This window comes from Paenibacillus sp. 1_12, assembly GCF_900114475.1.
In the GTDB taxonomy this organism is placed as follows: Bacteria; Bacillota; Bacilli; order Paenibacillales; family NBRC-103111; genus Paenibacillus_S.
This window is the reverse complement of sequence record NZ_FOTE01000004.1, coordinates 28,798-43,117: the sequence shown is the minus strand read 5'-3', so window position 1 is coordinate 43,117 and position 14,320 is coordinate 28,798. Positions and strand designations below refer to the sequence as shown.

Annotated in this window: 13 protein-coding genes and 1 riboswitch; of the genes, 1 reads left to right on the top strand and 12 read right to left on the bottom strand. The window is 43.5% G+C overall.

Annotated features, from left to right (window positions below; translation table 11 throughout):
- Positions 1-9 precede the first annotated feature (9 nt).
- The 4 genes from BM210_RS10665 to BM210_RS10650 are packed head-to-tail and all read right to left on the bottom strand — an operon-like array spanning position 10 to position 2,124.
- Positions 10-549: a phage tail protein gene (locus BM210_RS10665; protein ID WP_091167770.1), complete on the bottom strand. Its 540-nt coding sequence runs from the start codon at positions 547-549 to the stop codon at positions 10-12.
- A 15-nt stretch (positions 550-564) separates the two neighbouring features.
- Positions 565-1,062, bottom strand: coding sequence for a phage tail protein (locus BM210_RS10660; RefSeq protein WP_091167767.1), 498 nt, complete (start codon positions 1,060-1,062; stop codon positions 565-567).
- A gap of 37 nt (positions 1,063-1,099) precedes the next feature.
- Complete coding sequence (locus BM210_RS10655; RefSeq protein WP_091167766.1) at positions 1,100-1,603, bottom strand: phage tail protein; 504 nt, start codon at positions 1,601-1,603, stop codon at positions 1,100-1,102.
- A 20-nt stretch (positions 1,604-1,623) separates the two neighbouring features.
- The gene (locus BM210_RS10650; RefSeq protein ID WP_177237748.1) at positions 1,624-2,124 is read right to left on the bottom strand and encodes a GNAT family N-acetyltransferase; all 501 of its coding nucleotides are present in this window, start codon (positions 2,122-2,124) and stop codon (positions 1,624-1,626) included.
- 228 nt (positions 2,125-2,352) lie between these two features.
- On the opposite strand from BM210_RS10650, the gene BM210_RS10645 reads away from it, so the two are divergent.
- A complete protein-coding gene (locus BM210_RS10645; RefSeq protein WP_091167763.1) occupies positions 2,353-4,035 on the top strand; it encodes a PhoX family protein in 1,683 nt (560 codons plus the stop codon).
- Positions 4,036-4,096: 61 nt separating this feature from the next.
- Here the strand turns inward: BM210_RS10645 and BM210_RS35335 are convergent, their stop codons facing one another.
- The 8 genes from BM210_RS35335 to metE form a co-directional block, all read right to left on the bottom strand.
- Positions 4,097-4,213 (bottom strand): sporulation protein YjcZ, encoded by a 117-nt coding sequence (locus BM210_RS35335; RefSeq protein WP_218184915.1) that lies wholly within the window; start codon positions 4,211-4,213, stop codon positions 4,097-4,099.
- Between the two features lie 117 nt (positions 4,214-4,330).
- Entirely contained in the window at positions 4,331-4,807 is a 477-nt protein-coding gene (locus BM210_RS10640) for a GNAT family N-acetyltransferase (protein WP_091167761.1), read from the bottom strand.
- A 49-nt stretch (positions 4,808-4,856) separates the two neighbouring features.
- Positions 4,857-4,936: riboswitch (ZMP/ZTP riboswitch) on the bottom strand.
- A 97-nt stretch (positions 4,937-5,033) separates the two neighbouring features.
- Entirely contained in the window at positions 5,034-6,800 is a 1,767-nt protein-coding gene (locus BM210_RS10635) for a sensor histidine kinase (protein WP_091167760.1), read from the bottom strand.
- A 152-nt stretch (positions 6,801-6,952) separates the two neighbouring features.
- Positions 6,953-7,834, bottom strand: coding sequence for a carbohydrate ABC transporter permease (locus BM210_RS10630; RefSeq protein WP_091167758.1), 882 nt, complete (start codon positions 7,832-7,834; stop codon positions 6,953-6,955).
- On the bottom strand, positions 7,831-8,742 hold the full coding sequence (locus BM210_RS10625; RefSeq protein ID WP_256223487.1) for a carbohydrate ABC transporter permease: 912 nt from the start codon (positions 8,740-8,742) through the stop codon (positions 7,831-7,833). The genes BM210_RS10630 and BM210_RS10625 overlap by 4 nt, the downstream gene beginning before the upstream one ends.
- Before the next feature lie 134 nt (positions 8,743-8,876).
- Positions 8,877-10,265, bottom strand: a complete 1,389-nt coding sequence (locus tag BM210_RS10620) for an ABC transporter substrate-binding protein (RefSeq protein ID WP_091167757.1) — start codon at positions 10,263-10,265, stop codon at positions 8,877-8,879.
- A 111-nt stretch (positions 10,266-10,376) separates the two neighbouring features.
- The gene (locus tag BM210_RS10615; RefSeq protein WP_091167755.1) at positions 10,377-11,699 is read right to left on the bottom strand and encodes a response regulator; all 1,323 of its coding nucleotides are present in this window, start codon (positions 11,697-11,699) and stop codon (positions 10,377-10,379) included.
- A gap of 206 nt (positions 11,700-11,905) precedes the next feature.
- A complete protein-coding gene (metE, locus tag BM210_RS10610) occupies positions 11,906-14,200 on the bottom strand; it encodes a 5-methyltetrahydropteroyltriglutamate--homocysteine S-methyltransferase (protein ID WP_091167754.1) in 2,295 nt (764 codons plus the stop codon).
- Positions 14,201-14,320 lie beyond the last annotated feature (120 nt).

The following is a 14,320-nucleotide window of genomic DNA, read 5'->3' as shown; positions in this document are numbered from 1 at the left end:
GTTTCGCTATTATCCTCGAGCAGGATAAATCCCGTTCAGACAAATAATGAAGTTCAATGCAATAAAGGGCTGCATGTTATTGTGTGGTTGATTGCCTCCAGTTGTAGAGAGGGAGCTTGGATGCATCGTCACATTTGCATTTGTGCTATATATCGGTGCTTGCTGCGGATGCGGCCTGCCCTGTGCGGGAGCCTCTGCCCAATAGTTATTAGAGGGATGGGTTGAAGTGCCGGGTATCTCATAAGCTTGAGCCGCGTGAGTATGTGATGGCATTTCAGCAGCAGTAAGTGTTACCGACTCGGCTCCAACTTTTTCACCTATATGACGCGTTGTTAAACCAGCACCACTCCCTCCATGCATGGGCGCAGCGCCATTTAAATTGGGTAAAGCAAAATCATTGGAGCCATTTCCACCATACTGGGTGCCTAAAATGGAAAAGAGCGCCGCATTCTGTGCGATGGGCATTAGTTGTCCATTGCACAGAGCCCAGCCATAAGGCGCGTAATTGCCTGAGAATATTCGTATTTCTCCAATAAAAGCATCTGCCATATCATGAATTCCCCTTTAACTTCTTGATGGATAAATCCCTACAATTGCGATACAAAAATTCAACGCAAAGTATGGCTGCATATTGGAATGGGGCTGTCCACCCCCGGTACTTGAAAGTGCTGTTCCATTCATAAGCGCTAAAGCAGCTGCTGGTCCATATAGGTTGTTTTGCATACCCCATACATTATTTTGAGGTGAAATGCTTGTTGAAGGATTTGTTGAGCCTTGGGCTAAGTGAGAATGGGTTGGCATTTCATTAGAATTTAAAGCATGGTTCACTTCTCCACCGTGTGTCCCAAGTGGAAGGCTCTGACTAACGTGAACAGGAACACGACCTCTTAAGTCAGGTAATGCAAACGTAGTTACACCATTTCCCCCGTAAGTAGTCCCAAGCAGCGAGAAAAGCGCTTGATTAGCAGTAATCGATAAAATTTGACCATCACAAATCGCCCAGCCATTAGGGACACGATCATAGGAAAACAACCGAATTTCAGCTAAAAATTGATCAGACATCTGAATACCTCCCTTTAGATTTAGTAAGAACAACCCATTATGCCAGAGATGGAAAGATTCCTTCCAAAGCGATAATAAAAGAAATGGTCAGAGAGGGCATCATGTTGGTGTGCTGCTGATTTCCACCTTCTAACGAGATCGTTTGCTGATTCATCGTCACAGGACTCCCATTCCCTTCTGTATACGTGCTGGCTACATTCGTGGCCCAAATGGCATTGTTGGGTGAGGGCTGCGTTCCCGTTTGGGTAGAAGCATGGGGTACATGGGTATGTAGGGGAAGCTCATTCGTAATAAGAGAAATCGTCTCGGCGCCACCTTTAGCTCCCAAAGGATAGGCTTCAGTGCGATGAATAGGGATTCTTCCTCGCATGTCTGGCAGCGCAAAAGTTGTTTGTCCATCCCCTCCAAATGTAGTTCCAATTAATGTATAAAGGGCTTCGTTCTGTGAAATGCTCATCATTTGACCGTCACACAGTGCCCAACCCACTGGAGCAAAGTTTCCAGCAAACATGCGAATTTCTCCTACATAGGGATCAGCCATCGTTTGTGTCACCTCATTAGTTATTTTTGTAAAAACGCCAGATCAGGCTCAACCAACTCGTTGAACCATAGCATATTTTCGTATAATCCATTGCCTCCGTTAATCGTAAAGCCAAGACGTTCATACAATCGTTTAGCGGGGTTGTGCTTTAGGACACTAAGACGGATCGGTTTTGTTGTTTGCAAGCCTTGTTCAAATTGTAAGGTGCGAATCATTCTTGTACCGATCCCTTGATTGCGAAACTCCGGTAATAACGAGATATCGATAAGAATGGTTTCTTCTGTTGTGTTGGCGTACATCATACGACCCACACGAAGATCGTTGTATAGGATAATATTATGGCTCGCATCAGGGTATTGAAGGTCATAAGATCGCTTTTGAGCGTTCCATTGCATTTGGAGAAAGACATTCACAGCTGAAGCATCCCAGCCCCATGCTGCCATTTCAGCCTCTCGAGTGGTTGCATAAAGCTGATATAAAAAGGATTCGTCGTTAGAAGCAGCCTGAATGGTATGGAGCATAAGTACCTCTCTATGTAAGAAATCGTCGCAAAATTCGATATTCCTCTTTATTCGATAACGTGATATTATAGTTAACATCATTAAATTACTTATTCTATAACCACTTAAAAATTCCTTTTCCCAAGCCCATATTGATTATTTTTTTAGCTAAAATTATTTGTTTTTTGTCGTTTTTTTGTCATTTAATGTCGCTAAACTTACATATACATTTAATTTTGGAGGTTAGGTATGGACGAAAATAAACATTTATCTCGCCGTAAGTTTCTTGGTTATCTTGGAACCGGTACTGCGTATCTTGCCGCATCCTCCATTGGATTAGGATCCTTTAGTAAAAAAGCGAGTGCCGCGGAGGGGAATCAGTCCCTGATCGATTTTCCAACGATTAAGGTTTCAGACTCCTTTAACCCTACCCGTGATACAGCGACGGCAAGTGATGATTTAGTGCTACCCTCTGGATTTAAATACGAGGTCATCGCGGCTTATGGAGACACAATCAATATAAAAGGAGACACGTTCGGGGATAACAACAGCTATACCCATTTTTTTCCTTTGGAGGGTTCCCGTGCAGAAGGACTACTCTGGATTGGCCACGAATCCACGAACGAATTGTGGCTTGAGGACGGCAATCAGCAGAAACATTTGACTCCGGCTCAACAACGATCACTGTTATATAATCAAGGTGCTTCCATTATTAAGGTATTCCGTAATGATAAGGGCCATTGGAAAATGGATACCCAATCCGAATATTCCCGGCGTATCACAGGACTTGATGCCATAGAACTGACGGGGCCAGCCCGCGGAACCAAGGCGGTACACCATGCATCCCGAGTCCAGGGTACGATTGCCAATCGTGGTGGTGGAACAACTTTGTGGGGTACCGTACTTTCCTGTGAGAATCAATTCGAATCTACATGCAGAAGCACAGGACTCGATCCGACACATTATGGATGGGTGGTAGAAGCGGACCCGTTTGATACTCATGCACAACCCAAAAAACACACAGCATTGGGACGATTCAATCACGGTAATGTGACTATGGGATTAAGTTTGGATGGAAAAGTTACCGTCTACATGGGTGAAGATACCGAAGACGCTTGTGTCTATAAGTTTATTAGCTCAAACAAATATGAACCATCGCGTGGCAAGGCCAATTCCGAGCTTTTACACGAGGGCAAGCTGTATGCTGCAAATAAAGCTACCGGGCATTGGGTGGAATTGACGATAGAAGCGGTTACCCAATCGATTAAGGATTACCGCTACCAAATACCTGGTGTTTTGAACCTTTCCAGAGAATCCCTTCTTGAGATATTTAAAGAACAGGCAGACATCTATGTACATGCCCGAGAAGCCGCAATTATTCTAGGAGCCACTCTATCTGACCGTCCTGCAACGGTAACTATTAATCCGACAGATCATACTTTGTACATTGCATATACGAATAACGGCCAACGCGGAAACCTTCATGGTCAAATCATTCGTTTTCTTGAGAAGAACAACAACCTTGGGGCTACCGAATTTTCTTACGAAATTTTTGCTGTAGGTGGGCCTCAAAGTGGTTTCAGTTCGCCAGGCAGTCTTGCGTTTGATACAAAAGGAAATCTGTGGGTGGTGTCGAATATTTCTGCGGATCAATTGAACAAAGGCGCGTGGGCTCAATTTAAAAATAACGGTTTGTACGTGATACCCGCTTCAGGCGAAACCAAGGAAACTCGACAATTTGCATCAGCTCCGTATGACGCCGAGTTTGACGGGGTAAGTTTTACTCCTGATGAACGGACCTTATTTTTGACTGTAAAGCATCCTGGAGAGACGACCCAAGATCGGGTTAAACTCACCAGCACATGGCCGCACCGTTTGGGCGACAGCATACCAAGATCAGCGTTGGTAGCGATCAGTGGAGCCGCATTTTAGGACAATTAATGAACAACAAAAAACCGCCTTCGATTCAGCTGAAGGCGGTGTGATCCATCATTTAGATAAAAGCACGGCTAATAATTACCAATAAAATGAACAGAACGAGAATAGCACCTGTACTAGTTCCCAAACCAAATCCACCACAACTTCCACCTAATCCAGCTTCTAAACCCATGTTAACTCCTCCTTCCATCTTGCCTTCAGTATGATATGAAAGTCAGCCGTTATCTGATTGGACGGATACAAAAATGGGTGATTATCAGGTTAGGCATCCATTATTCCATCCACCTTTTTAATTACCTAAGTGTTTAATCAATGTGACTCTATGATAGCCGTTTCTAAAGAAGTCTAATTCTTGGTTGATCAGCTCAAAACCGATATTACGATAAAATGTGATCGTATCTTCATTACCAACATGACCTAAAGTATACAGAATAACTTTTTTTTCATTCAACTCGTTAAGTCTACTGCAAATCATGTTGATTAAAGCCTTGCCAATGCCTTGTCGTTGAGCGTCCTTTTTCACTGCTACACCTACGATTTCATATAGACCTACTTCATCATTAAATATGTACCCAGCATGACCCATCACGGTATTAACTTCGTTATACGCAACATAATATTGGCAGCTGCCCGATGATGGATTCAAAAAGCCTCCCCACCGCTCCGGATATTTATCTATGATGAACTTTGGAAATTGCAGTGGATGTTCCATCATTATTTGTATAACTTCAGTTTGGTCCTTGCTTTCTAATAGCCGAATTGTCATATTTCCCTCACCTCCCATAAAAAATAAAAAGCATTTGGTCATAGACCAAACACTTTGCCCAGGCGTACGGCGTTATGAATATGTGCTCCCTCGTGGTTTTCCACGTTTACGCCAGTTGCACATACCAAATACATATCGACTATTATATTCTGAAAATTCTCACAAAACAAGAGTTGTTTACATTAAATTCCAGTAAATATATCTTTTTTGTTTAATCATTACCCTTTCAGCCGTTCCCATCCAGTACCATCGGAATCTCGATTTGGGCTCGAACGCCCTGTTCTCCGCGAAGCGAATAATAGATGCCGTAGTTTGTGCCAAAATGCAGCTGAATACGTTTCTGCACATTAATTATGCCGTATCCTTTGTTACTCTCTTCACCTCGAAGAATGGCATTCAGTTTCGTAATATCTGCTGGTTTATATCCATTATCCTCAACGCTGATGATGATACGTTCATCCAACATTTTAATTGATATCTTCAGTTCGCCATCCTGACTCATATTTTTGATCCCATGTAAAATAGCATTTTCAATGATGGGCTGCAGTACGACTTTGGGAATGAGGAATCGTTTTGTCTCCTCTTCAACATCCCAGCAAACCTGGAACGAATACTCATAACGGAAAAGCAGCAATCGCAAATAAGCCTCCGCGTGATGAATTTCCTCCATAATCGGAATTAATAGCTTCCCTTTACTCAAGCCAATACGCATAATCAACGATAAATCTTTAATCATCTGGGCAGACTCCGCAGCTCCCTCCATTAATGTATGCCAATACACCGACTCCAAGGTGTTATACAGGAGATGCGGATTAATTTGTGCATGTAGGGTGGACAGTTCAACCTCTTTGTTTTTCAGCTCCAGCTCATACTTATCGTATATCGTTTGGTTTAGCCGGTTGGTCATACGTATGAATAGATTGTTCAACAGTACGATTTCGTTCTGACTATCGGACTGCATCTTGATAGACAATGTTTGTCCGGGATGATAGGAATTCGTAATGCGCGCAAGCCGTGAGATCGGCTTCAATATCGATTGAATAAAATACATACTAGCCAAAATAAGAATCAAGAAATAAAAAATCATAATCCAATTGACCAAATGCTGGACACTGATATGATCGATGATAATTGATTCCACAGGAACTCTCATCAACAACTTCGTATTCGTATATTCGCTTGTGTGCAGGATGCACATCAGTTCTTGGCCTACTTCTTTTACTTTGTAGACCCCTTCCAGCTTATCCGGTGGCACGTTCACGCGTGTTCCGACGCTGTAATTTCTCGTATTGCTTGCAAGCACCGCATCTGTATGATCCAGCAGTACGACTTCAGCGTCGGTATATTTTCCGAACGGTGTAAAATCCATCTGCAGCTGCGTTTCAATACCGGATACTGCCAGATAGCCGATTACCATCTCTCCATTGTATATGCTGTTGAGCTGACGCAGGTAAGCAACGGTTTGTATATGGTTAGGATTATATCCAAATTTATCGATAACCCGAATGATTCCTTTTCCTTTGGCTTCACTAGCGTCTTTAAACCAGGACAACGTATTAAAATCTGTTGAGTAGAAAATTCCATTCGTTAATAAATCCGGATTAGGGACAAAAGAATACGATTTATCCTTATCTGAAATAAACAGCGAGTATCTTATCGCGTTCGTCGAATAATTATTGAGATATTTGTCCAAAGCATTAAAAATAGCAAGTCTTTCATATTCGGAAGAAGAGGGTAAGCTAACCAACTGCTGAATTTCTTGGGAAATCATGATGTTCTTGGTCTTCTCCTCAAAATCCGTGCTTTCGCGGTCCAAGGTCAAATGACTCCCGCTCACTAGTTGCAGCAGTGCGTTGCCGACCTGTTCTTCCGTAATGGACTCGAGCTTTTTCGCTACGACAAAATCAATAACCAGAATTGGAATGACGACAAATACGATCAGCAGCAGGATGAGCTTCTTCATCAATTTCATATTCCGCAGCATTTTAATCATACCCTCATTCCCTCATTCGTCCCTTCACCGTCTTATCCTATGTGTAATATATATCAATAGATTCGTGGTAATGACAGTATTTTCCTTTAAATTATAAAGAACGCCTTTAGAAGGTGTCCTCTGAAAGGCGCAATTTCTTACTCAGGTATTTGCTAACCTTTTACACTTGATGCGCTTAAACCGCGTATAATCAATTTCTGGAATGCTAGGAAAAACAGGATCGGCGGCAGCATCGCTAAAGTAAGAATGGCAAATCGAACGCTCCACGGAATAACTGAGGTCGGATATACGACATAGCGATAGATGCCAGTTGCCAGCGGATACATACTTTTTTCCGTCATTACGATATTTGGCCAGTAGAAATCGTTCCAGGTATTAGAGAAAGCCAGCAGCAGCAGAGTCCCGATGATCGGCGTAGATAGTGGAACCGCAATGCTTACGAATGATTTAAATTCACTAGCACCGTCAATTCTTGCCGCTTCCAGAATCTCTTTATGAATGCCATCAAAGAAGTTTTTTAACAGCAGCATAAAATACGTATTTACCGCCGCAGGCAGCCAAAATGCCCAATAGGAGTTAATGAGCCCAAGACTTTTCAGATTGAGAAAGTTAGGCACAATATACGTGGCAGGAGGTATCAAGAGTGTCGCCAAAAAGTACAGTGCCACCCATTTCTTGAAAGGAACTTTCAAATGGGATAACGCAAAAGCCGCCAGCCCAATACATAACAACGAGCACACCATATTACCGATATAAATCAATATCGTATTTTTTAGAAAAGTCAGCAAAGGCAAATCGAATTGTGTCCAAGCATCATAGTAATTTTTCCAGATCCAGGTTTTCGGAAAAAATGTTGGTGGAAAGCTGAAAAATTCTTCGCGCGTTTTGAGTGAACTGAAAAAGGTATTAAAGAACGGATACAGCATCGTAATCGCCATGCAGACAATGACCAGCACCATCAATGAATAACCGATCTTAACAGACACCTTTTTAAAATCAAACCTGGAGATAATACCGCGATCTTCATGCTTCATGCTTTTTCACCTCTGCGCTGCAGCAAATTATATAAAACGGACAGCAGGATGAGTACAAAGAACATCAGACTTCCCATCGCACTCGCCTTACCAAAATCAAGATCTCTGAAAGCGGTATGATTGATCCATAGCAGGTAAGTCAGCGTTGCATTGTTCGGCCCGCCATCAGTCATGGATAATTGTGCCTGAAAGCCCTGTGATGTTGTGATGAGCTGTAAGAGCAGCAGTAATAGCATCAGCGTCCTAATACTGGGCAATGTGATGTACCTCATACGCTGCCATACGCTGGCGCCATCGATCTCAGCCGCTTCATACAAATCCTTCGGAATGCTAACTATGGCCGCAATATAGATCAATGTCGCAGCACCGAAGCTCTGCCAAGTTTCCAAAAGCACAATCGAGATCATCGACATGTGCGGACTAAAAAAGTCTACTTTGGTGATACCCAAACTATCCAAGAGACTATTAATTGGCCCTACCGCATCAAAAAACCAGAGCCACATCCCGTAAAGCACAATAGCTGGCACGGCGCTTGGCAAATACCCGATAATCCGAGCCGCTCCCTGGAACCATTTTAATTCGGTTACTGCAATGGCGACGAGTGGCGGAATCCAGAAGCCGAGCACGACACCGAGAGCCATATAGTAAAGTGTGTTTATGATTGAGGTGAGCAGTAAATCATCGTGCGCGATGTTCAAATAATTAACCAAGCCAATAAATTGATTGCCATCCACAAAATCGATACTGTAAAAGCTGTATAGGATACCTTTAAATATGGGCACCCACAAAAATATGAAAAACAATATAAGCTCAGGAAGAACAAACAGGGTACCCCACAAATACCGGTTTATTTTCTTCCTCGCATACATGTTCACAACGGTTGGGCGTGCGGAAAGCTCTGTATCCATTTCAGACACTCCTCACTCATCAGGTTTAGTTCGAGGTTATATCGGTTCGAAATGATGTGCGATCTTATTTCATTTTGCATTCACATACAATCGGACCTAAACCATAATGGGTTTAGGTCCGATTGTAAGGCATCTTATTCGACTTTGACTTTATCAAATACTTCAGACTGCAATTTGTCAGAGGTCTCTTCCAACGTTTTTTTCAAATCGACGTTTTTGGTTGTAAAGATTTTCTGAATGGCATTAGCCATTTCCGTGTAGTATTTTTGAGCCTCGTATTGAGCTTCCGGTTTACCATCCCATAAGCGGAGCAATTGCGGATCATACTTGAATACGTTATCGTATTTTGCGAGCAAGCTGGAATACTTTTTACCAAAATCAGAAGAATCATTCCAGTAATTAATCGGTTGTGGAATATAAACGCGGTTTTTACCCTTTCGATCCTCGATTTCTTTTTGAGTGGAGCCCAGGAATTCATCTGTGAAGTATTCATCTGTAATCCATTTGAACGCGATTTGTTGGGTTTGCTTGTCAGCCTTAGGATTAATCACTCTATAGTTGCCGCCCAGAACACCGGTATGCTTCCCACCCTTGGACATAGAAGGAATAGGATAAACAACTAAATCCTCTTTACTAATGCCGCCCTCATTAATCGCGGTATCTGCAGCATTACCGCTTCCACACATGACCATCGCGCCTCTTCCTTGAGAAAAGGCATTTAAAGCGTCGCCATAACCGAGTGCCCAGTTCTGAGGAATCAGATTCTCGTCCTTTAATTTTTTATAAAATTCAAGTGCTTTCACCCCAGCCTCGGAATTAAATTGGCTGACCACTTTGCCATTATCCAGCTTCTGCACATCACCACCAGCTGCGTATAGGAAATTCGTCCAATTCCAGCCTGCTTCAGGTCCTTTACCCATAGGAATGAAACCTGCGATGCCCTTGGCAGGATCACTAATTTTACGTGCCGCATCAAGAAGATCGTCCCATGTCCAATCGATGGGAGGCAGCTCCATCCCCTTTTCCTTGAACAGCTTTTTGTTCAAAGTTATCGTCATGACGTATCCATCTACCGGGACGCCATACGTTTTACCGTTAACAACGAAGGGTTTGGATAGCAAATCATTCATATCCTTGGCATGGTCCCAAGCATTCATCGAATCTGTCATGTCCGCGACCCATTTCTTGTTGACCAGCACCTTGCCTTCTGTAGCATAGGTCGTATATTCCGTGGGCGCACTGTTCGATGCCATCTTAACACCGATTTCTAGCGGATTATATTGCCAATCATCTTTCTTGAAATCAACATTCGGAAATTTCGCCTTAAAGCGATTAATACGTTGATCAAGCTGATCATTCTTTTCTTTTTGGTCAGGCTTGAAGCCCTGCGCTGTGATGGTTACTTTATTTCCTGCCGCTGTTTCCTTAGGCCCCGTAGCTGCTGTCATATTGTTCGTGCTGCAACCTGCAAGCAGGGCTGTAAGTGCAACTGCACCAAGTGCATAAGCTTTTTTGTCTTTCATGTGAGGTTCCCCTTTCCAATCTTTTCATTAAGGCTTGTTGTCTACACTTATGATTATAGAGGGAACGTTTTCTCACTACGATGTGCAGTCTTACGTTAATCATGTCGCATTTTACTGATTCGCGCTCTTTAACTCTGAGATATTGATCCCAAAATGCTTTTTGAAAATTTTACTAAAATGCTCGGGAGACTCATAGCCAATCTCTTCGGAAATCTCATATCTGCGCATATCGGTCGTTAGAATCAGACGTCTGCCTTCTTCCATTCTCAGCTTCGTAACATAATCCCAGATGTTGACCCCCATTACCTTCTTGAACAAGTAGCTCAAATAATTGGGACTTAAATGCACGCTATCGGCAATAACCTGAAGCTTGAGACCTTTATCGCAAAAGTGACTTTCAATGTAGGTCTTGGTTTTAAGAACGACCCGATGATTCACTTCGTCAATTTGTGTAAACGTTAAAGATTGTTCTTTCATTACACTATCGATATCTCCAATATAGGACATATAATGCCCTTTGTTGATATCACTCCAATTCAGGCTTTCAAGTGCTTCTTTATAAATGACTGGCCATTGTGTCACGCCTTCACGGATACGACTGATTCCGATATGGCATTTCACATTGACGTACTTGTGTAAATTATTATGAATCATCTGGGCAATCATCAACAGTTGGTTCATACGCAGAAAATCGCGATTCTCTTCTTCCGTGACTTGCAACAGCAGTGAGAACGTTGAATTGTGATTATTAAATACAAAATGGGTCCATGGATTCACGGTCTCATCAATAATGTTCAGCGAAGCATATTTAAGCAGGCTCCTATCCTTCATTGCAATAATTTCCTCATCATGGATTCCACCTCGATCCAACGATAGCTTGATCATGAGCATGCTGAAATACTTGCCGTTTACGCGATTCCCGAGGGTCTCCACAATGGATGCAACATCGGATTCATGAATCGAACCTGTTACAAGTTCATTTAAGTAATAGTTTTGTTCCAGATTGGAATAATTCGGCAACGCCGGCTGCCCATCCCAGTTTGCTAAATGGAGAGATTTACCTTCTTTCTCACTCAGCAAAGTCCCGACTACCGAAATTAAATGATCCGGTGTAATCGGTTTGACCAAATACTCCTTCGCTCCAAAACGGATCGCCTTTTGGGCATACTCGAATTCCCCATGAGCGGATAGGATGACAACTGGAAGCGATGGGTCCTCCATAAAAAGGTTTTCAATCAGCTCAATACCGTTCATTTTTTCCATCTGAATGTCTGTAAACACGAGATCGATTTTCTCTAAATGAATAAAATCCAGAGCTTCGAACCCGTGATAGGCAATAAAAACCTCTGAAATATTCAGCTTCGATTGACTAAGAATAGCCGCGATACCCTTACATATCATCGGTTCATCATCCACGATCAAAATATTATACATACTTTCACCTCTATGCCTGCTATGTTCTCGATTATAGGAAAGCTTCTTTAATTATTTTACATTTATACCCATACTATAAACCATTTTATTGCATTATACCCAGTATTAAAAGGAGTTCAATTACGATAATGATGTCTTATTTATGGTAAAAGAGGACAAAAAAAAGATGAGCACAATTATGCTCATCTTCTAATCTATAGGAGTCATCACACGGATAAAGCGTATTTCTCACGGGCAAGCTTAGTCGCCTCGACCATGTTGCGTAAGGAAGCAGCAGTCTCTTCGAACCCGCGGGTCTTGAGTCCGCAATCCGGATTGATCCAAAACAACTTCGGATCCAGTACGTGCAGGGCCCGATCAATCATATCGGTCATCTCTTCCACGGACGGTACACGCGGACTATGGATATCGTATACACCAAGTCCGATTCCCAGCTTGTAGGTATTCAATTCAAAGCTATGAATCATCTCGCCATGACTTCGTGATGTCTCGATCGAGATGACATCCGCATCCATGGCTTCAATAGAATCAATCATGTCATGGAACTCGCAATAGCACATATGCGTGTGAATTTGCGTTGAGTCCTGCACGGTGCAGGTAGTCATGCGGAATGCCTTGACAGCCCAAGACAAGTAATGGGCATGCTCAGCTTCCTTAAGCGGCAGCCCTTCACGTACCGCCGGTTCATCGACCTGTATCATCCCGATGCCCGCGTTCTCAAGCGCTTCGACTTCTTGTCTTAGTCCATAGGCCAATTGGTAAGCAACCTGTTCGCGTGAGATGTCCTCACGTACGAACGACCAGTTCAAAATCGTAATCGGTCCGGTCAGCATCCCTTTAACAGGGCGTGCTGTCTGCGACTGGGCGTATACGGTTTCTTCAACAGTCATCGGCCCTTTAAAGGCTACATCTCCAAAAATAACCGGTGGTTTCACGCAGCGGGAACCGTACGACTGTACCCATCCGTTTTGTGTGAAAGCAAAGCCCTCAAGCTTTTCCCCGAAAAACTCAACCATATCAGTCCGCTCGAATTCGCCATGAACAAGCACATCCAATTCGATATCCTCTTGAAGCTTGATCCAGATATCAATCTGCTCACGAATGAATGAAGCATACTGCTCTTGGCTCCATTCTCCCTTTCTCCATAGCTGGCGAGCCTTGCGCACCTCTGCGGATTGCGGGAAACTGCCAATTGTCGTTGTCGGGAAAAGCGGCAGCTTCCACTTTTGCTGCTGGGCAATATGACGTGTGGCGAAAGGATTGCTGCGTTCAGGCTTTTGAGAGCTGATAATGGCAACTGCTTCCTGTACATCTCTGCGGTTACGTGCATTCGAATGCTTGAGTGCTGCCAGTGCGCGTTCACATTCTGCCAAGTCGTTGTCAATTTCGGAACCGCCTGCTGAGAAAGCTTTAGTCAGGAGCACAAGCTCTCCGAGTTTTTCATCAGCGAATGCAAGCGCATCTTTCAATTCGGATGGAAGTTTCGTTTCCCGTTCTGTTGATACAGGCACGTGGAGTAAACTGCAGGACGTCTGTATAATCAGCCGCTCCTCTGATGCAACCTCGGCCAGCTCCTTTAATAGAGCTAATTTATCGCCCAGAGACGCTCTCCATATGCCCCGTCCATCAATGACGCCCGCTCCGAGTACCTTATCCGCTGGAAATCCGTATGCTTTAATTGAGGATATGTTGCCCGAGAGGCCGTGTACCAAATCAAGCCCGATCCCTGCAACAGGAAGCGCCACGATATCACTATAATTATCTACATCAATAGCTTCAAAATACGTTTGAAGCATGATCTTCAGAGTGGGCGCTGCTGCAGCAAAAGTCTCATAGATTTTCTTCAGACGCTGCACATCAGCTGCGTTCAACGAGGTCACCAGAATGGGCTCGTCTATCTGTACCCATTGAACGCCTTCTTTCTCAAGCTCCTGCAGCAGTTGAACGTAAAGCGGCAGCAGGCGATCCAGCCAGGTGTCGGTTTCCGTATCCTTGTAACCTTTGGAAAGCTTGAGGAACGTAAGCGGTCCGATGATAACTGGCTTACCCTCAATACCAAGCTTTTCCTTGGCTTCCCGATAAGCAAGCAGTGGACGATTATCTGTAAGTACAGGCTCGGCCCCATTCAGCTCTGGAACGATATAGTGATAATTTGTATTAAACCACTTGGTCATCTCGCTGGCCGCGGCTTCTTTCGTCCCGCGGGCGATACCATAATAAACCTGAATAGGAACGTTACCGCCCTCGTAATTGAACCGTTTCGGAACGATACCAAACATCGCAGCTGTATCCAGCATTTGATCGTAATAGCTGAAATCATTGACCGGAATGAAGTCGATTCCTTGGTCCTGCTGTTTCCGCAAATGATGCAGCCGGATCTCCTGCAGCTGGGAATGAAATTCCGATTCTTCCATCTTGCCTGCCCAGAACGCTTCGAGCACTTTTTTCCATTCCCGGTTTATTCCGATTCGCGGGTATCCCAGTACACTGCTTTTCACCATCGTTGAACACTCCTCTGATTGTCATTCTTACCCGGCGATTTCCAAATCGTTGAAGGTATTAGAACTTATAACAGAAAGATATCACGAAAGGATACATATAGCGTAACTTCAAAATCCTAT